General features: G+C 73.8%; 17 protein-coding genes. 12 read left to right on the forward strand and 5 right to left on the reverse strand.

The features are described 5' to 3' along the window. Positions 1-569: 569 nt before the first annotated feature. Positions 570-1,853, reverse strand: a complete 1,284-nt coding sequence (gene tyrS / locus M8C11_RS04405) for a tyrosine--tRNA ligase (protein WP_252448699.1) — start codon at positions 1,851-1,853, stop codon at positions 570-572. A gap of 108 nt (positions 1,854-1,961) precedes the next feature. Here tyrS and M8C11_RS04410 point away from each other — a divergent pair, with 108 nt between their 5' ends. From M8C11_RS04410 to M8C11_RS04425, 4 genes are all read left to right on the forward strand, one after another. Beyond that, complete coding sequence (locus M8C11_RS04410; RefSeq protein WP_175438812.1) at positions 1,962-2,345, forward strand: PaaI family thioesterase; 384 nt, start codon at positions 1,962-1,964, stop codon at positions 2,343-2,345. 71 nt (positions 2,346-2,416) lie between these two features. Then, a complete protein-coding gene (locus M8C11_RS04415) occupies positions 2,417-3,643 on the forward strand; it encodes an NRAMP family divalent metal transporter (protein WP_252448459.1) in 1,227 nt (408 codons plus the stop codon). After that, the gene (locus tag M8C11_RS04420; RefSeq protein ID WP_252448460.1) at positions 3,640-4,020 is read left to right on the forward strand and encodes a hypothetical protein; all 381 of its coding nucleotides are present in this window, start codon (positions 3,640-3,642) and stop codon (positions 4,018-4,020) included. The genes M8C11_RS04415 and M8C11_RS04420 overlap by 4 nt, the downstream gene beginning before the upstream one ends. Continuing rightward, complete coding sequence (locus M8C11_RS04425; RefSeq protein ID WP_252448462.1) at positions 4,007-4,324, forward strand: PRC-barrel domain containing protein; 318 nt, start codon at positions 4,007-4,009, stop codon at positions 4,322-4,324. The genes M8C11_RS04420 and M8C11_RS04425 overlap by 14 nt, the downstream gene beginning before the upstream one ends. 77 nt (positions 4,325-4,401) lie before the next feature. On the opposite strand, the gene M8C11_RS04430 is transcribed toward M8C11_RS04425, so the two are convergent. The 3 genes from M8C11_RS04430 to M8C11_RS04440 form a co-directional block, all read right to left on the reverse strand. Then, a complete protein-coding gene (locus M8C11_RS04430; RefSeq protein ID WP_252448464.1) occupies positions 4,402-5,757 on the reverse strand; it encodes a hemolysin family protein in 1,356 nt (451 codons plus the stop codon). A gap of 145 nt (positions 5,758-5,902) precedes the next feature. Beyond that, positions 5,903-6,529: a hypothetical protein gene (locus M8C11_RS04435; RefSeq protein ID WP_120570462.1), complete on the reverse strand. Its 627-nt coding sequence runs from the start codon at positions 6,527-6,529 to the stop codon at positions 5,903-5,905. A 9-nt stretch (positions 6,530-6,538) separates the two neighbouring features. Beyond that, a complete protein-coding gene (locus M8C11_RS04440) occupies positions 6,539-7,042 on the reverse strand; it encodes a GNAT family N-acetyltransferase (RefSeq protein WP_120570463.1) in 504 nt (167 codons plus the stop codon). A gap of 133 nt (positions 7,043-7,175) precedes the next feature. On the opposite strand from M8C11_RS04440, the gene ppdK reads away from it, so the two are divergent. The 6 genes from ppdK to M8C11_RS04470 all read left to right on the forward strand — a co-directional run bounded on the left by ppdK (position 7,176) and on the right by M8C11_RS04470 (position 14,872). Continuing rightward, positions 7,176-9,836, forward strand: a complete 2,661-nt coding sequence (gene ppdK / locus M8C11_RS04445) for a pyruvate, phosphate dikinase (RefSeq protein WP_252448465.1) — start codon at positions 7,176-7,178, stop codon at positions 9,834-9,836. 12 nt (positions 9,837-9,848) lie between these two features. Continuing rightward, positions 9,849-10,292, forward strand: coding sequence for a hypothetical protein (locus M8C11_RS04450; protein WP_252448466.1), 444 nt, complete (start codon positions 9,849-9,851; stop codon positions 10,290-10,292). Positions 10,293-10,455: 163 nt separating this feature from the next. After that, positions 10,456-11,466 carry a zinc-dependent alcohol dehydrogenase gene (locus M8C11_RS04455; RefSeq protein WP_252448467.1) on the forward strand — a complete coding sequence of 337 codons (1,011 nt, stop codon included), beginning with the start codon at positions 10,456-10,458 and terminating at the stop codon, positions 11,464-11,466. Positions 11,467-11,532: 66 nt separating this feature from the next. Continuing rightward, the gene (pflB, locus tag M8C11_RS04460) at positions 11,533-13,776 is read left to right on the forward strand and encodes a formate C-acetyltransferase (RefSeq protein ID WP_252448468.1); all 2,244 of its coding nucleotides are present in this window, start codon (positions 11,533-11,535) and stop codon (positions 13,774-13,776) included. After that, complete coding sequence (gene pflA, locus M8C11_RS04465) at positions 13,773-14,555, forward strand: pyruvate formate-lyase-activating protein (RefSeq protein ID WP_252448469.1); 783 nt, start codon at positions 13,773-13,775, stop codon at positions 14,553-14,555. The genes pflB and pflA overlap by 4 nt, the downstream gene beginning before the upstream one ends. A 32-nt stretch (positions 14,556-14,587) precedes the next feature. Continuing rightward, entirely contained in the window at positions 14,588-14,872 is a 285-nt protein-coding gene (locus M8C11_RS04470; RefSeq protein WP_120570469.1) for a hypothetical protein, read from the forward strand. Positions 14,873-14,875: 3 nt separating this feature from the next. Here the strand turns inward: M8C11_RS04470 and M8C11_RS04475 are convergent, their stop codons facing one another. Continuing rightward, positions 14,876-15,346, reverse strand: coding sequence for a cyclic nucleotide-binding domain-containing protein (locus tag M8C11_RS04475; protein WP_252448470.1), 471 nt, complete (start codon positions 15,344-15,346; stop codon positions 14,876-14,878). Between the two features lie 157 nt (positions 15,347-15,503). Here M8C11_RS04475 and M8C11_RS04480 point away from each other — a divergent pair, with 157 nt between their 5' ends. Together M8C11_RS04480 and M8C11_RS04485 are read left to right on the forward strand one after the other, a co-directional pair. Next, entirely contained in the window at positions 15,504-16,412 is a 909-nt protein-coding gene (locus M8C11_RS04480) for a universal stress protein (protein WP_252448471.1), read from the forward strand. Between the two features lie 70 nt (positions 16,413-16,482). Beyond that, positions 16,483-17,367, forward strand: a complete 885-nt coding sequence (locus M8C11_RS04485) for a universal stress protein (RefSeq protein ID WP_252448473.1) — start codon at positions 16,483-16,485, stop codon at positions 17,365-17,367. The last annotated feature ends 15 nt before the right edge of the window (positions 17,368-17,382 follow it).

Genomic DNA, 17,382 nt, shown 5'->3' on the forward strand with positions numbered 1-17,382 from the left:
GGAATCCCAACCAGCAACCATCCTCAAAAAGAACAGCCACCAGTCCGGGGTATAAAACAATTGGCACTGGCTTTACAAGCACCCTGTTGAGTTCTCAAAGAACAACCACACACCAACCAGAAGCCCCACACCGTGGAACCCCGCTTGGGGTATTTCGTTCGCTCACCCGCCGCTCTCGCAGCGGGCACTTTTACTACGTTACCCGGTGGTTTCTGCCGTGTCAAACCGGTGTTTCCCAGTTCGTCGTGCATCACCCTTTTACCGGGCACCCCGATTCAGCCGGCTTCCGCCGGTCGTTCCGAGGAATTCGGCAGGACGGCCGCCCGCGGTTTCCCACTGGCTCGCCCGTTTCCCTACCGGCCGACAACCTTACCCGGTCGGTTCCGCCTCGCCAAATCCGCCTCCCGGCGAATCCGGGGCACCACCCGGTTCTCAGGTCCTGCGCTCCGGCCTTCCAGGTCTTTCGCCCTGTTTCGTCCGTTCCGCGCTGGCAGAGAGAAAGTTACGCGCCCAGCGGAGTGATCGTCAAATCCGCTGGGCGCGTCCCGCGTCACACAGTCGACGGGCGACTATCCGCGCAGCTCGACGCCGGCGAACGAGCGCTTCCCCCGGCGCAGCACGAGGTACCGGCCGTGCAGCAGGTCGTCCGCCGAGACGGTCGCGTCCACCTCGGAGATCCGGGTGTTGTTGACGTACGCGCCGCCCTCGGCGATCACCCGCCGGGCCTCCTTCATGCTCGGCACCAGGCCCGACTCCTTGAGCAGGCCGGCCACGTCCGGCAGCTCGTCGAGGTGCACCAGGCCGGCCTCGGTCAGCGCGGCGCGCAGCGTCTCCGGGGACAGCTCGTCGAGCGAGCCGCGGCCGAACAGCGCCTGGCTCGCAGCCACCGCCTGGGCCATCTCCCGCTCGCCGTGCACGAGCGTGGTCAGCTCCTCGGCGAGCGCCCGCTGGGCCAGGCGCGCCTGCGGACGTTCCGCGGTGGCCTTCTCCAGTTCCTCCAGCTCCTCGCGGGAGCGGAAGCTGAAGTAGCGCAGGTAGCGGCTGACGTCGCGGTCGTCGGCGTTGACCCAGAACTGGTAGAACGCGTACGGGCTGGTCATCTGCGGGTCGAGCCAGACCGTGCCGGTCTCGCTCTTGCCGAACTTGGTGCCGTCGGCCTTCGTCACCAGCGGCGTGGTGAACGCCTCGACCGGCCCGGCGCCGCGCCGCCGGATGTAGTCCACCCCGGCGGTGATGTTGCCCCACTGGTCGGAGCCGCCGTACTGGAGCCGGCAGCCGTGCCGGCGGTGCAGCTCGAAGTAGTCGTTGGCCTGCAGCAGCTGGTAGCTGAACTCGGTGTAGCTGATGCCCGTCTCCAGCCGCGCCTTGACCACCTCGCGGGCGAGCATCTTGTTCACCGGGAAGTGCTTGCCGACGTCCCGGAGGAACTCGACCACCGACATCTCTCCGGTCCAGTCCAGGTTGTTGACCAGTTGCGCCGCGTTCTCCCCGGAGTACGTGACGAACGGCGAGAGCTGCTCGCGGATGCGCTCCACCCAGCCGGCGATCACCTCGGGCGGGTTCAGCGTCCGCTCCGCGCTCTCCTTCGGGTCGCCGATCTGCCCGGTGGCTCCACCGACCAGCAGCAGCGGCCGGTGCCCGGCCTGCTGGAGCCGGCGGGCCATGACGACCTGCATCAGGTTGCCGATGTGCAGGCTCGGCGCGGTGGGGTCGAAGCCCACGTAGAAGGTTGTGCTCCCGCCGTCGAGCAGCTCGCGCAGTTCGTCGAGGCCGGTCGAGTCCTGGATCAGGCCCCGCCACAGCAGGTCGTCGGTCAGGGAGTCCCGCCCCTGCGGGAGGTTGCTGTCGGTCACGGTCACCGATTCTCCCCCATTCCCGGGCCCGGCCCGTACCGGGTTTGCCGACGTGGCGGCGACTAGGCTGGCGGCGCCCGTCGAACGCGAGGAGGAACCGCGGTGGACATGCCGAACCTGACCGGTGGCTTCGTGGCCCTGCTGGGCCTGACGTTCGACGAGGTCAGCGGGGACCGGGTGGTGATCCGCTGGAAGGTGCGCCCGGAGCTGCACCAGCCGTACGGGATCCAGCACGGCGGCGTCTACTGCTCGGTGGTGGAGACGGCGGCGAGCATCGGCGGCGCGCTCTGGCTGGGCGACAAGGGCAACGTCGTCGGGGTGTCGAACCAGACCGACTTCCTGCGCGCGGTGCGTGACGGCGAGCTGACCGCTGTCGGCACGCCGGTGCACCGGGGCCGCAGCCAGCAGCTCTGGCTCGTGGAGATCACCGACGCCGACGGCCGGCTGGTGGCCCGCGGTCAGGTGCGGCTGCAGAACCTCACCGCCGCCTGACGCATTCGCCCGAAACCGGGCGCTGACGGCGATATCGTCGCCTCGGTGAGGACGCCCGCTCCCGGCCCGACGTGAGGAAGCTGTTCGCCGCCACGCTCGGCGTGCTGTCGGCCGTCGGCGGCTTCGTCGACATCGGTGACCTGGTGGCGGCCAGTCAGGCCGGCGCGCTGTTCGGCATGGCCCACACCTGGGTGCTGCTGGTCGGGGTGGTCGGCATCTGCGCGTACGCGGAAATGGCCGGCCGGATCGCGGCGGTGAGCGGACGGGCGGTGTTCGACCTGGTCCGGGAGCGGCTCGGGCCGCGGGTGGCGCTGCTCAACCTGGTCGCGTCGTGGCTGGTCACTGTCGTCACGCTCGCCGCGGAGTTGGGCGGAGTGGCGCTGGCGCTGCAACTGGCGACGCGGCTGAGCCACCTGTTCTGGGTGCCGCTCGCCGCGCTGGCCGTCTGGCTGGTGCTGTGGCGGCTGCGGTTCGAGCTGATGGAGCGGATCTTCGGGCTGGCCGGGCTGTCGCTGCTGGTGTTCGCGGTCGCGCTGGTGGCGCTGCCGACCGACTGGCCGGAACTCGGGCAGGGCGTGTGGCAGGTCAGCTCGGCCGGACACGGCTGGCCGCTGTACTGGTTCGTGGCGGTGGCGCTGTTCGCCTCGACTGTGAGCCCGTACGAGGTGTTCTTCTTCTCCTCCGGCGGCGTCGAGGAGCGGTGGAGCGCGGCGGACCTGGCGCGGGCCCGCTCGAACGTGCTGATCGGCTTCCCGGTGGGCGGGTTCCTGGCGTTGTCGCTGATCGCCGTCGCGACGGTGGCCTACCACCCGTCCGGGGCGTCGTTGAGCACGCTGGACGAGGTGGCGCGGCCGGTGGCGACCGCGCTCGGTGGCGCCGGCCTGGCCGCCGCGGTGCTGGCGTTCTTCGCGGTGACGTTCGGCGCGGCGCTGGAGACCGGGCTGTCGGCGGCGTACGCGGCGGCGCAGTACTTCGGGTGGCAGTGGGGCAAACGGGTCCGCCCCCGGGAGGCGGCCCGGTTCCACAGCGTGCTGCTCGTCGGTCTGCTGCTCGGTGTGGTGATGCTGATGACGACTGTGGACCCGGTGCGGCTGACCGAGTACATGCTGGTGCTGAGCGCGGTGGTGCTGCCGCTGACGTACCTGCCGATCCTGGTGGTCGCCAACGACCGCGGGTACCTCGGTGACCGGGTCAACGGGCGGTGGATGAACCTGTTCGGCGCGGTGTTCCTGCTGCTCATCGTGGCGGCCTCGGTGGCGGCGATCCCACTGGCGATCATGACGGGGATGGGGCGATGAGGGTTCAGCTCGCCAAGCGGCTGCTCGACCGGCAGATCGTCGACGTGGACGGACTCCTGGTCGGGCGCGTCGACGACATCGCGTTCGCGGTCGACGACGAGGGCTTCCCGTACGTGGACGCCCTGCTCACCGGGCAGGGCGCGCTCGGCGAGCGGATCGGCGGGCGGGTCGGGCGGTTGCTGGTGGCGGTGGCGGACCGGTTCACCGACGACCCGCCGGTGCCGCCGTTGCGCGTACCGCTGGCCGAGGTCGCCCGCGTGGACAGCGCGGTGCGGCTGCGCTGCCCGGCGGCGGACCTGCCGCCGTCACCGGTGGAGGCGTGGCTGCGCCGGCACCTGATCGAGCGCATCCCGGGGTCCGGCCGTGCGAGCGGGTGAGCTGCTCGGCCGCACCGCGTACGACCTGCACGGGCGGCGGCTGGGCCGGGTGGTGGACGTGGTGGTGCGCGGCGGGTGGCCGCCGGACCGGCTGCGGATCACCGACGTGATCGTCGCCGGGCACTGGTGGACCCGGGTGATCAGCCGGCTGATCGGCCCGGAGCTGCACCCGTCCGGGCCGTGGCTGCTGCGGATCATCGCCCGGCTGGTCGGGCGGAGCACCCGTCAGCTGCCCGCCGACGCGGTGCAGCTGCTCCCGCCGGTGCCCGGCTTCCCGTTCGGCCCGCCCGCCGGGCGCCGCTGAGCCGGCCCCGCCGAGCCGGCCCCGCTGAGCCGAGCGCCGCTGAGCCGAGCGCCGGTGGAGCGAGCGCCGGGCGCCGGTCAGCGGCGGGCGTCGTCCAGTTCCGGCGTGTCGGCCGGGTCGGCGGCGTCGTCGGTGATGTCGCCGTCCGGGGAGCCGTCGTGGCGGCCGCGGCGGCGGACGTGCACCTCGGTGATGGCCCGCTGGTCGACGTCGGCCACCGCCAGCTCCCAGCCGTCCACGGTCACCTGCTCCCCCGCCACCGTCGGGATGTGCCCGAGGCAGATCAGCACCAGCCCGGCGACTGTGGTGTAGTCGCCCACGGGCCGGTTCGGCAGCTCCACGCCGAGGTCGGTCAGGTCGTGCACCGGGAACGTGCCGGGCAGCACCAGCGTGCCGTCGGCCTCGGTGCGCACGGCGCGCAGGTCCCGGTCGGTCTCGTCGTAGATCTCGCCGACGATCTCCTCCAGGATGTCCTCCAGCGTCACGATCCCGTCGACCGCGCCGCGCTCGTCGACCACCAGCGCGATGTGCTGGCGTTCGGCCTTGAACTGGCGCAGCGCGTCGACCACCGGCAGCGAGTCGGGCAGCAGCATCGGCGGACGGGCGATCTCGTCGACCGGCCGGTCGTCCGGGACGCCGACCAGATCCCGCAGGTGGATCACGCCCACCGCCTCGTCCAGGCCGCCGTGGCGCACCACCGGCGCCCGGGAATGGCCGGTCGCCGCCAGGACGAGCCGGGCGGCCTCCGCCGTGGTGCCGCTGTCGAGCGTGAAGACCTGCAGCCGGGGTACGAGCACAGCCCGCAACTGTCGGTCGGCGATCTCCACCGCACCGGCGATGATCGTGCGCTGTTCCTTGGTGAAGCCGTGGTTGCCGGCCACGATGTCGCGCAGCTCGTCCGGGCCGATCTCGTCCGGCTCGGCCTTCGGGTCCAGGCCGAACAGGCGTACCACCAGGTCGGTGGTCGCGCCCAGCAGCCAGACGGCCGGCCGGGTGATGCTGGACAGCACGTCGAGCGGACGGGCCACCAGCAGCGCCCACCGTTCGGCCGACTGCATCGCGATCCGCTTCGGCGCCAGCTCGCCGAAGACGAGCGTGACGAACGTGAGCACCAGCGTGACCGCGACGATGGCGACCGTCTCGGCGGCGTTGCCGAAGACGCCCAGCAGCGGGACGAGCGGCTTGGCCAGGGAGACCGCCGCGGCGGCGGAGGCGAGGAACCCGGCGAGCGTGATGCCGATCTGGATGGTCGCCAGGAACCGGTTCGGGTCCTTCGCGAGGCGGGCGAGCGTGCGTCCGCCCCGGCCGCTGCGCTCCAGCCGCTGCACCTGGCTGTCACGCAGGGACACCAGGGCCATCTCGCTGCCGGCGAACGCCGCGTTGAGGATCACCAGCACACCGACCAGGGCAAGCTGGCTCCAGTAGCTCTGCACGACCGGTTATCTCCCTCGGCCCGATCCGGATCGGCCGATGGCCGACGCGCCGGCCGGCAGATCCGGTCGGCGTGGCCCCTGTGTTGCCCCGCGGGCCCGCCGCCGAATCATGACCGGCCCCGGGCGTCGCCCGCCGGAGCCCGGTTCAGGCCGGTACGGGCAGGTCGAGCACGTACGCGCCGCCCTCGGGGCGGAACCCGAGCCGGTGGTAGTAGGGGGCGATCATGCCGGGCGGGCTGACCACCCGGCGGAAACCCCGGTCGGTGAACAGGCGGCTGCGCCGGTAGACGAACTCCCCCGGCGTGAAGTCGCGGAACGGCGGGGTCACGTAGTCCAGGTCGATCTGGGCCACCCCGCCCGGCTCGGCGTGCGAGAGCATCACGCCGACCACCTCGTCGGCGCGTACCACGAGGAACGCCGAGCGGTCGGCGGCGGCCGGGTCCCAGTGGAAGCCCGGGTTGAACCGGGCGATGTCGGCGGCGTGCACCCGCAGCGTGTGGGCCAGGAAGGCGTCGCCGGTGCCCACCTCGACCACCTGGTAGGTCTGCTCGTCGTGCCGGGTGGCGAGCAGCTTGCGCAGGTACCAGACGTTGATCACGGCGAGCACGACGTTCAGCCCGACCATCGGCCAGACCTGCACGGCGGTGTTGTAGCCGATCAGGATGAGGCAGCCGACCAGGTTGAGCGCGCGCAGCCGCAGGATCCGGGTCTGCAGCAGGGACCAGACCAGCAGCGCGGAGCCGGCCCAGCCGACGAGTTCCAGCCAGTTCACCCGGGGAGACTAGCGGTCTGCCTGGTCAGACCCCTCGGCGGGCAGCTCCAGTACGTACTCCTCGACCTCGGTGCCGCGCGCCGGGGCGTACCCCGAGTCCTCGCCGACCACGACGAAGCCGCACTTGCGCAGCACCGCGAGCGAGGCGGCGTTGTCCTTGGCGGCGCGGGCGTGCAGCGGCCGGTGCGGCACCTCCCGCAGCAGCGCGCGCAGCGCGGCGGTGGCGTGGCCGCGCCCCCAGTGCGCCGCGTCGATCCAGTAGCTGACCTCGGTCTGCTCGCCGACCGGGAACGCCGCCACCCGCCCGACCAGCCGGCCGTCGGCGATGACGGCGCGGTTCACGATCCGCTCGTCGGCGCGGATGCGCGCCCAGTGCGCGTCGAACGCGGCCCGGTCGGACGGATCCTTCGGGCCGAACGCGGCCATCCAGTTCGCCTGCGGATCCTGCTCGTGGGCGAAGAAGGCGGGCAGGTCGTCGTCGCGCACCGGGCGGAGCAGCACCTCGTCTGTCACGGCCGGAACGATACGGGCACCCTCCGACACGGTCGGGACCTCCGGCCCGGTGTGTGTCCCGTCCGGCCCTGCCGCGCCGCCGGCCGCCCCGGTTACCAAGGAGGTGGAACGACGCAGTCGAGGAGGCCGGACCATGTCGAAGTACGTCTACGACTTCATCGAGGGTGACCGCAGCCGGGCCGACCTGCTCGGCGGCAAGGGCGCGAACCTCGCCGAGATGACCCGGCTCGGGTTGCCGGTGCCACCCGGGTTCACCGTCACCACCGACGCGTGCCGGGCGTACCTGGCCACCGGCGCGCCGCCGGACGGCCTGTACGAGGAGATCAACGCGCATCTGCGGGAGGTGGAGGCGCGGCTGGACCGGTGGCTGGGCGACCCGCGTGACCCGCTGCTGCTGGCGGTCCGCTCCGGCGGCCGGTACTCGATGCCGGGGATGATGGAGACGATCCTCGACATCGGGCTCAACGACACCACGGTGGCCGGGCTGGCCGCCCGCACCGGCGACGAGCGGTTCGCCTGGGACTCGTACCGGCGGCTGATCCAGATGTTCGGCCGGACCGTGCACGGCATCCCGGCCGAGGAGTTCGAGCACGAGCTGGCCGCGCTGCGGGCCACCGCCGGGCCGGACGGTCCGGGCGCCGGGCAGTTGCGCGACCTGGTCGAGACGTACAAGAAGATCTTCGCCCGGCACGTCGGGCACGACTTCCCGCAGGCCCCGCACGAGCAGCTGTTCCTGGCCGTACGCGCGGTGTTCGAGTCCTGGCACTCGGAGCGGGCCCGGATCTACCGGCGGCAGGAGCGCATCCCGGACGGCCTGGGCACCGCCGTCAACGTGATGGCGATGGTGTTCGGCAACCTCGGCCCGGACTCCGGCACCGGGGTGGCGTTCACCCGCGACCCGGCCACCGGCGCCCCCGGCGTGTACGGCGACTACCTGACCGACGCGCAGGGCGAGGACGTGGTGGCGGGCATCCGCAACACGGTGCCGCTGACCGAGCTGGAGCGGCTGGACCCGGCGAGTTTCCACCGGCTGCGGGAGATCATGGCGACGTTGGAGCGGCACTACCGCGACCTGTGCGACGTCGAGTTCACCATCGAGCGCGGCCGGCTGTGGATGCTCCAGACCCGGGTCGGCAAGCGCACCGCGGCGGCGGCGTTCGTGATCGCCGCGCAGCTCGCCGAGGAGGGCCTGATCACGGCCGACGAGGCACTGACCCGGGTCAGCGGGGCGCAGCTCGCCCAGCTCATGTTCCCGGCCTTCGACGCCGCCGGCGCGCCCGAGCCGCTCGCGGTCGGCGTCGGCGCCTCGCCCGGCGCCGCGGTGGGGCGGGTGGTGTTCGACTCGGCCGCCGCGGCGGCGGCCGACGGACCGGTGATCCTGGTCCGGCCGGAGACCAACCCGGACGACCTGCCCGGCATGATCGCCGCGGCCGGGGTGCTGACCTCGCGCGGCGGGAAGACCTCGCACGCCGCCGTGGTGGCCCGGGGCATGGGCCGGACCTGCGTGTGCGGCGCCGAGGCGCTGGCCATCGACGTCGAGCGCGGCGAGTTCACGGTGGGCGAGCAGGTGGTGCGCGCCGGCGACGTGATCTCGATCGACGGCACCAGCGGGCGGATCTGGCTCGGCGAGGTGCCGGTGCAGCCGTCCCCGGTGGCCCGGTACCTGACCGGTGAGCTGCGGCCCGAGGCCGACCCGCTGGTCGCCGCCGTGCACCGGCTGCTCGGGCACGCCGACGCGGTACGCACGCTCGGTGTCCACGCCAACGCGGACACCCCGGACGACGCCCGCCGCGCCCGCGAACTCGGTGCCGCCGGGATCGGGCTGTGCCGCACCGAGCACATGTTCCTCGGCGAGCGCCGGGAACTGGTCGAGCGGCTGATCCTGGCCGAGAGCCCGGCCGAGGTGGGCACTGTGCTGGACGAACTGCTGCCGTTGCAGCGGGCCGACTTCCTCGGGCTGCTCACCGCGATGGACGGGCTGCCGGTCACCGTCCGGCTGCTCGACCCGCCGCTGCACGAGTTCCTGCCTCCGCTGGCCGAGCTGACCGCCCGGGTGGCGGGCGCGCAGGCGCGCGGCGAGGAACCGGGCCACGACGGCGTGCTGCTGGCGGCGGTGCGGCGGATGCACGAGACGAACCCGATGCTGGGGCTGCGGGGCGTACGGCTCGGGCTGGTGGTGCCGGGCCTGTTCGCGATGCAGGTGCGGGCGCTGGCCGAGGCGGCCGCGCAGCGGGTCCGGGCCGGCGGTGACCCCCGCCCGGAGATCATGGTGCCGCTGGTCGGTGACGTGCGGGAACTCGCCGCGGTGGCGGACGAGGCGCGGCGGGTGCTGGCCGAGGTGCCGGACGCACCGGAGATCCCGGTCGGCACCATGATCGAGACGCCCCGGGCGGCGCTGACCGCCGGGGACATCGCCGCCGAGGCGCGGTTCTTCTCCTTCGGCACCAACGACCTGACGCAGATGACCTGGGCGTTCTCCCGGGACGACGTGGAGGGGGCGTTCTTCTCCACGTACCTGGAACGGGGGATCTTCCCGGTGTCGCCGTTCGAGAGCATCGACGCCACCGGGGTGGGCCGGCTGGTCCGGCTCGCCGTCGCCGAGGGGCGGGCGGCCCGGCCGGACCTGACCGTCGGGGTGTGCGGCGAGCACGGCGGCGACCCGGACTCGATCGGGTTCTTCGCCGCGGCCGGGCTCGACTACGTCTCCTGCTCGCCGTACCGGGTGCCGGTGGCGCGGCTGGCCGCCGGCCGCGCCGCGGTCGAGGCCCGCACCGAGAAGTCCGACTCCCGCTAGGAGGGCAGCGTCATGACCGCCATCTTCAACCCGACCGGACCGGCTGTCACGCCGCTCCCCCGCCCGGCGCCGCCGAAGGCCGCGACGCCCGCCCCCGCGCCGGCCGGAGCCGTCGGCCCGGTGCTGGAACTGCCCGGGGACGCCGCGCTGGTGCCGGTGCACCGCGACGGCCGCCCGCTCGGCGTGTTCGTCGCGGCCGGCGGCCGGGTCCGCTACCGGCGCGTGGTCGAACCCGACCAGCTCGTCGCCGCCGCCACCGGCGCGTTCGCGGTCGCGGCGCTCACCGCCGCCGTGGCGGTGTGGTCGCGGCGCCGACCGCCGTCGGTCGGCACCGTCACCATGGGGCCGGGCGGCTGGGTCAGCCTGCGCGGCGTGCCGGCGCCGCGGCTGCGCCCGGACGACCGGCCGTGGTGGGCGCGCGTGCTGCGGGCCCGCCGCCTGGTCGTCGACCGCTGACCACCACCGGGGTACGGCCGCCGGCACGTCACCGGCGGCCGTACCGCCGTTCCCCGCCCGGGAGGGGGCCGTTGGTCCCGGGTCACCGCGGTCCTGCGCCCCTGCCCGGCAGCGCCCGGACCGACGACGCTGAGGGTGAGAACGAGACCGAGGGAGGCCCCCGATGCGCGCCAGTGTCGTCACCGCGTTCGACCGTCCGATGGAGATCACCGAGCGTCCCGTGCCGGAGCCCGGCCCGGGCGAGATCCTGGTCCGCATCGAAGCCAGCGGACTCTGCCACACCGACATCCACGCCGCCCGCGGCGAGTGGCCGGTGAAGCCCACCCCGCCGTTCGTGCCCGGTCACGAGGGCGTCGGCCTGGTCGAGCAGGTCGGCCCCGGCGTCATCGAGCACGCCGTCGGCGACCGGGTCGCGCTGCCCTGGCTCGGCTGGGCCTGCGGCACCTGCTCGTACTGCGTGACCGGCTGGGAGACGCTGTGCGAGTCGCAGCGCAACACCGGCTACAGCATCGACGGCGCGCACGCCGAGTACGCGGTCGCCGCCGCCCGCTACGCGGTCCGCGTGCCCGACGGCGTGGACCCGTTCGAAGCCGCGCCGCTGACCTGCGCGGGCGTCACCACGTACAAGGCCGTCAAGGTCGCCGGGGTGCGGCCGGGCGAGCGGGTCGCGATCTTCGGCATCGGCGGCCTCGGCCACCTCGCGCAGCAGTACGCGCAGATCTTCGGCGCCGAGACGGTCGCGGTGGACGTGACCGCCGAGAAGCTGGAGCTGGCCACGTCGCTGGGCGCGGCGCACACCGTCGACGCCACCACCACCGACCCGGTCGAGCGGATCACCGCGCTGGGCGGCGTGGACGTGGCGATCGTGCTCGCCGCGAGCCCCCGGGTGATCGAGCAGGCCCACCGCTCGCTGCGCCGCGGCGGCCGGCTGGTGCTGGTGTCGCTGCCGGCCGACAACGCGATCACCCTGCCCGTCTTCGAGACGGTGCTCAAGGGCATCACGGTGCTCGGCTCGATCGTCGGCACCCGCGCCGACCTGGCCGAGGTCTTCGCGCTGCACGCCGCCGGCCGCACCCGGGTCGTCTACGAGACCCGCAAGCTCGACGAGATCAACGACGCGGTGGACGACGTCCTCGCCGGCCGGGTCGCCGCCCGGCTGGTGCTCCAGCCCTGACCCCCGCCCCCGGTCCCCGCAACCGGCGGGGACCGGGCCACCGCCGACGCCCGGAGAGGGACCGACATGACCGCCACCGAACCCCTGGCCCCCTGGCGCGGATTCCACGCCGGAGCGTGGCAGGAGACAGTCGACGTGGCCGACTTCGTCCGCCACAACCACGAGCCGTACACCGGGGACGCGTCGTTCCTCACCGGGCCGACGCCGCGCACGCTCGCCGTGTGGGACCGGCTGCGGGAGATGTTCGGCGAGGAGCGGCGGCGCGGCGTGTACGACGTCGACGCGGCCACCCCGTCGACGATCACCTCGCACGCACCCGGCTACATCGACCGGGAGCGGGAGCTGATCGTCGGGTTGCAGACCGACGCGCCGCTGCGGCGGGCGATCATGCCGGCCGGCGGGCTGCGGATGGTGGAGACGGCGCTGCGCGCGTACGGGCGCGAACCGGACCCGCGCGTGCACGAGATCTTCACCCGGTACCGGCGCACCCACAACGACGCGGTGTTCGACGCGTACCCGGCGAACGTGCTGGCGGCGCGGCGCTCGCACGTCATCACCGGGCTGCCCGACGCGTACGGGCGCGGGCGGATCATCGGCGACTACCGCCGGGTGGCGCTGTACGGCGTGGACCGGCTGGTCGAGGAGCGCCGCGCGCTCAAGGCGGCGCTGGACGACCGGCGCAGCACCGACGACGTGATCCGCGACCGGGAGGAACTGGCCGAGCAGGTCCGCGCGCTCGGTGAGCTGAGGGAGATGGCCGCCTCGTACGGCTTCGACATCTCCCGCCCGGCCGCCACCGGCGCGCAGGCGATCCAGTGGCTCTACTTCGCCTACCTGGCCGCCACGAAGGAGCAGAACGGCGCCGCGATGTCGCTCGGTCGCACCGCCGGGTTCGTCGACGCGTACCTGCGGCGGGACATCGCCGAGGGGCGGCTGGACGAGAGCGGCGCGCAGGAGCTGATCGACGACTTCGTGATCAAGCTGCGGATCATCCGCTTCCTGCGCACCCCCGAGTACGACCAGCTGTTCTCCGGCGACCCCACCTGGGTCACCGAGTCGCTCGGCGGGATGGGCGCGGACGGCCGGCCGCTGGTCACCCGCACCGCGTTCCGCTACCTCCAGACGCTCTACAACCTCGGCCCGGCGCCGGAGCCGAACCTCACGGTGCTCTGGTCGCCGCGCCTGCCCGAGGGGTTCAAGCGGTTCTGCGCCCAGGTGTCGCTGGACACCAGCGCCATCCAGTACGAGAACGACGAGCTGATCCGCCCGGCGTACGACGACGACACCGCGATCGCCTGCTGCGTGTCCGCCATGCGGGTCGGGCGGGACATGCAGTTCTTCGGCGCCCGCGCGAACCTGGCGAAGGCGCTGCTGTACGCGATCAACGGCGGCCGGGACGAGCTCACCGGCACCCAGGTGGCACCGCCGGCCGCGCCGGCCGGCGGCGAGACGCTCGACTACGACGAGGTGCTGGCCGCGTACGACCGGATGCTGGACTGGCTCGCCGAGACGTACGTGGACGCGCTGAACGTGATCCACCACCAGCACGACAGGTACGCGTACGAGCGGCTGGAGATGGCGCTGCACGACCACCCGGTGCGCCGGTTCATGGCCACCGGCATCGCCGGGCTGTCGGTCGCCGTGGACAGCCTGTCGGCCATCCGGTACGGCCGGGTGAAGGTGCTGCGGGACGCCACCGGCCTGGCCGTCGACTACGCGGTCGAGGGCGAGTTCCCGACGTACGGCAACGACGACGACCGGGCCGACGAGATCGCGGTGTGGCTGGTCGAGACGTTCGCGGAGAAGCTGCGCCGGCAGCGCACGTACCGCGACGCGGAGCTGACCATGTCGGTGCTCACCATCACCTCGAACGTCGTGTACGGCAAGCACACCGGCAACACGCCGGACGGCCGGCGCGCCGGTGAGCCGTTCGCGCCGGGGGCGAACCCGATGAACGGGCGGGACACGCACGGCCTGGTCGCCTCGGCGCTGTCGGTGGCGAAGCTGCCGTACGACGCGGCCCGCGACGGCATCTCGCTGACCGGCACCGTCACGCCGGACGGCCTGGGCCACACCCGCGACGAGCGGATCGCGAACCTGGCCGGGGTGCTCGACGGCTACGCCGACGCCGGCGGGTTCCACCTCAACGTCAACGTGCTGGACCGGGCCACGCTGCTGGACGCGATGGCGCACCCGGAGCGGTACCCGCAGCTCACCGTCCGGGTCTCCGGGTACGCGGTGAACTTCGTCCGGCTCACGCCGGAGCAGCAGCGCGACGTGGTGTCGCGGACCTTCCACGGGTCGCTGTGAACGGCCGCCCGCCCGCGCCGCCGGAGGTGACTCCGGCGGCGCCGGGTGCCGTCACCGGCGCGGTGCACTCGTGGGACACCTCGGTCGGGGTGGACGGGCCGGGCACCCGGTTCGTGGTGTTCCTGGCCGGCTGCCCGCTGCGCTGCCGCTACTGCCACAGCCCGGACACCTGGTACGGCCGCAGCGGCCGGCGCCGGACGGTGGACGAGATGGTCACGCTCGCCACCCGGTACCGCCGGTTCATCCAGGTCGCGGGCGGCGGCGTCACCGTGAGCGGCGGGGAGCCGCTGCTGCAGCCGGCGTTCACCGGCGAGCTGCTGCGCAGCTGCCACGACCTCGGCCTGCACACCGCGCTGGACACCTCCGGCTTCCTCGGCGTCCGCGCCGACGACGCGCTGCTGGACGCCACCGACCTGGTGCTGCTCGACGTCAAGGCGGGCAACCCGCAGACGTACCGCCGGGTCACCGGCACCGGCCGGCTCGCGCCGACGCTGCGTTTCGCGCAACGGCTGGCCGACCGGGGTACGCCGATCTGGATCCGGTACGTGCTGGTGCCCGGCCTGACCGACGCGGTCGACGAGGTGGAACGGGTGGCCGACGTCGCCGCCGGGCTGGCCACGGTGCAGCGCGTCGAGGTGCTGCCGTTCCACCGGCTCGGCGCGCACAAGTACGCCGAGCTGGGGTTGACCTTCCCGCTGGCCGACACCGAGCCGCCGGATGCCGACCTGCTGACCCGGGTACGCGGGCAGTTCGCCGCCCGCGGCCTCACCGTCACCTGACCGGTCCGGCCGCGGCGCACTACGATCAGGGCATGCCGAACCTGCTTCCGACCGCACGTATCCGCGCCCTGGGCGCGACCGGCGCGCAGGCCACCGGGGCGCGGGCCGTCGGCGCGCAGGCCACCGGCGCGGGCGCGACAGGTGCACGAGCCCTGGGTGCGACCGCGATCGGCGCGATCGCCTTCGGCGCGTTCGCGCTCGGCGCCGTGGCGGTGGGCTCGCTCGTGATCGGCCGGCTCGCCGTGCGCCGCGCGGTGATCCGCGAACTGCGCATCGGCCGCCTCGAAGTGGACGAGCTGGTCGTCCGCGACCGCTGAGCCCTAGCTCGCCGCCGCCGTCGGGTAGCCGTAGAGGTCGAGCAGCCGCACCCGGGACGCCTGGAGCCGGTCGACCACCACGCTCATGAACCGGGTGGTGAGCTGACGGCCGAGCGTGTCGTCGGACTCCATCAGCCGGCGTACCCCGTCGGCGTCGAGTTCGACCGCGGTGCTGCGCTGGGTGGCGACCGCGCCGAACTGCCAGCGGTACGGCGGGAACAGCCAGGACCAGCCGAGCACCCCGCCCGGCCCGATCGTCTCGATGCCCACGTCGCCGCGACCCGGCACCGGGAAGTCGAGCGCCACCTGGCCGCCGCGGACCAGCCAGAAGCGGTCGGCCTGCTGGCCGGAGCGGAACAGCCGGTGCCCGGGATGCCAGACCACCGGGCGGGCGTAGCCGGTGAGCCGGGGCAGCCACTCGTCGGGCAGCCCGGCCAGGAAGGGGTGGACGCGGAGCATCTCCAGCGGGGTCATCGCGCCTCCAGGGTCGACAGGAGGGAGCACTGGTTCCATTTCACCCCGCCGTCGTCCCGGCCGGTAGGGGCCGATGGTCCCGGCCGGGCCGGGCGGATCGACTCTGCCCGGGTGGGAGCCGACGGCGCAGGCTGAGGGGGAACCGAAGGAGGACGTCATGACCGACAGAACCGGTGCCCCCGTCGTGGTGGGTGTGGACGGCTCCCCGTCCGCGCTGGACGCGGTACGGCTGGCCGCACGCGAGGCGGTGCTGCGGCACCGGCCGCTGCGGGTGGTGAACGCGTTCCTCTGGCCGCTGGTCGGCACGCCGCTGGGCATGGTCGCCCCGGTGCTGCCCGACGTCGAGCTGCGCCAGGAGGCCGAGAAGCTGGTCGAGGAGGCGGTGGACGAGGCCCGCAAGGTCGACGCGGACCTGGCGGTGACCGGGGCGGTGGTCGACGGCGGGCCGGTCGCGGTGCTGCTGCGGGAGAGCCGCGACGCCGCGCTGCTCGTGCTGGGTCACCGGGGACTCGGCGGCTTCGCCGAACTGCTGGTCGGCTCCGCCGCGGTGCAGCTCTCCGCCCGCGCGGACTGCCCGGTGCTCGTCGCCCGTGGTGAGGCCCGCGCCGACGGCCCGGTGGTGGTCGGCGTGGACGGCTCCGCGCTGTCCGACGAGGCGGTCGGTTTCGCGTTCGCCGAGGCCGCGGCGCGCGGCGCCGAACTGGTCGTGGTGCACACCTGGCTCTACCCGCAGCCGGTGACCTACCGGGAGGCGTTCGGCGACGTCGTGCCGCTGGCGTACGACCCGCAGGAGCTGCACGCCGACGAGCAGCGGGTGCTGGTCGAGGCGGTCGCCGGCTGGGCCGAGCGCTACCCGGAGGTCACGGTACGGCCGAAGCTGGTCGCCGCCGCCACGCCGTCCCGGGTGCTCGTCGAGGAGTCCGTCGGCGCGCAGCTGACGGTGGTCGGCGCGCACGGTCGCGGTAGCCTCGGTGCGCTGCTGCTCGGCTCGGTCAGCCACGCCGTGCTGCACCACTGCCACAGCCCTCTGGCCGTCGTCCGGCACCGGGGCGGCCGGACCCACTGAGCCGGTTCCCCGGCCCGGACGGGGCCGGTAGCGCCACAATGGCCTGAGCCGACCGGAGGGAAAGCACCTGATGAACCGACCCGTCGTGGTGGGAGTGGACGGATCGCCGTCCAGCCTGGCCGCCGCCGACCTGGCCGCCGCGACCGCCGTCGCCCGTTCCCGGCCGCTGCTGCTGGTGCACGGCTACCTGCACCCACTGGGCTACGGCGTGCCGCTCAACCCGTACGACCTGGGGGTGCCGGCGCCCACCGCGGACTCGGAGAAGATGCTGGAGTCGGTCGCCGCCGACCTGGCCGAGCGGCACCCGGGCCTGCGGGTGCAGGTTCGCCAGGTCGCCGGCGGTCCGGGCGCCACGATGGTCGAGGAGTCCCGCCGAGCCGAGCTGGTCGTGGTGGGCAGCCGGGGCGTGGGCGGCTTCGCCGGCCTGCTGCTCGGCTCGGTCAGCGGGCAGCTCGCGCAGCACGGGCACTGCCCGGTGCTGATCGTCCGGCCCGAGGAGCAGCCGATCCCGGTGGACGGTCCGGTGCTGGTCGGCGTGGACGGTTCCGACTCGGCCGCGTACGCGATCGAGCTGGCGGCGGACGAGGCCGAGCGGCGCGACGCGGAGCTGGTGCTGATGCACGTCCGCTCGCCGGAACGCGGCGCGGTGGCGCCGGAGGTCGCGGCGGAGGCGTCCACCGCCGAGCGGGCCGAGGCGGCCGGGCTGCTGGCCGAGGCCGCGGACCGGGTCCGGGCGGCGCACCCGGGCCTGCGCGTGACGGAGCGTGCCGTGACCGCCGCCTCGCCGGAGACGGCGCTCCGGGAGGCCAGCGGCGAGGCGGCGCTCGTGGTGGTCGGTTCCCGGGGCCGGGGCGGCTTCGCCGGGCTGCTGCTCGGCTCGGTCAGCCAGGCGCTGGTGCAGCACTCCCACTGCCCGGTGCTCGTCGCCCACCGGCCCGAGCCGGCCGACGACTGACGCCCCGCGCGGCCG

Origin of the sequence: Micromonospora sp. CPM1, from assembly GCF_023896895.1 — a bacterium.
Lineage (GTDB): Bacteria > Actinomycetota > Actinomycetes > Mycobacteriales > Micromonosporaceae > Micromonospora > Micromonospora tulbaghiae.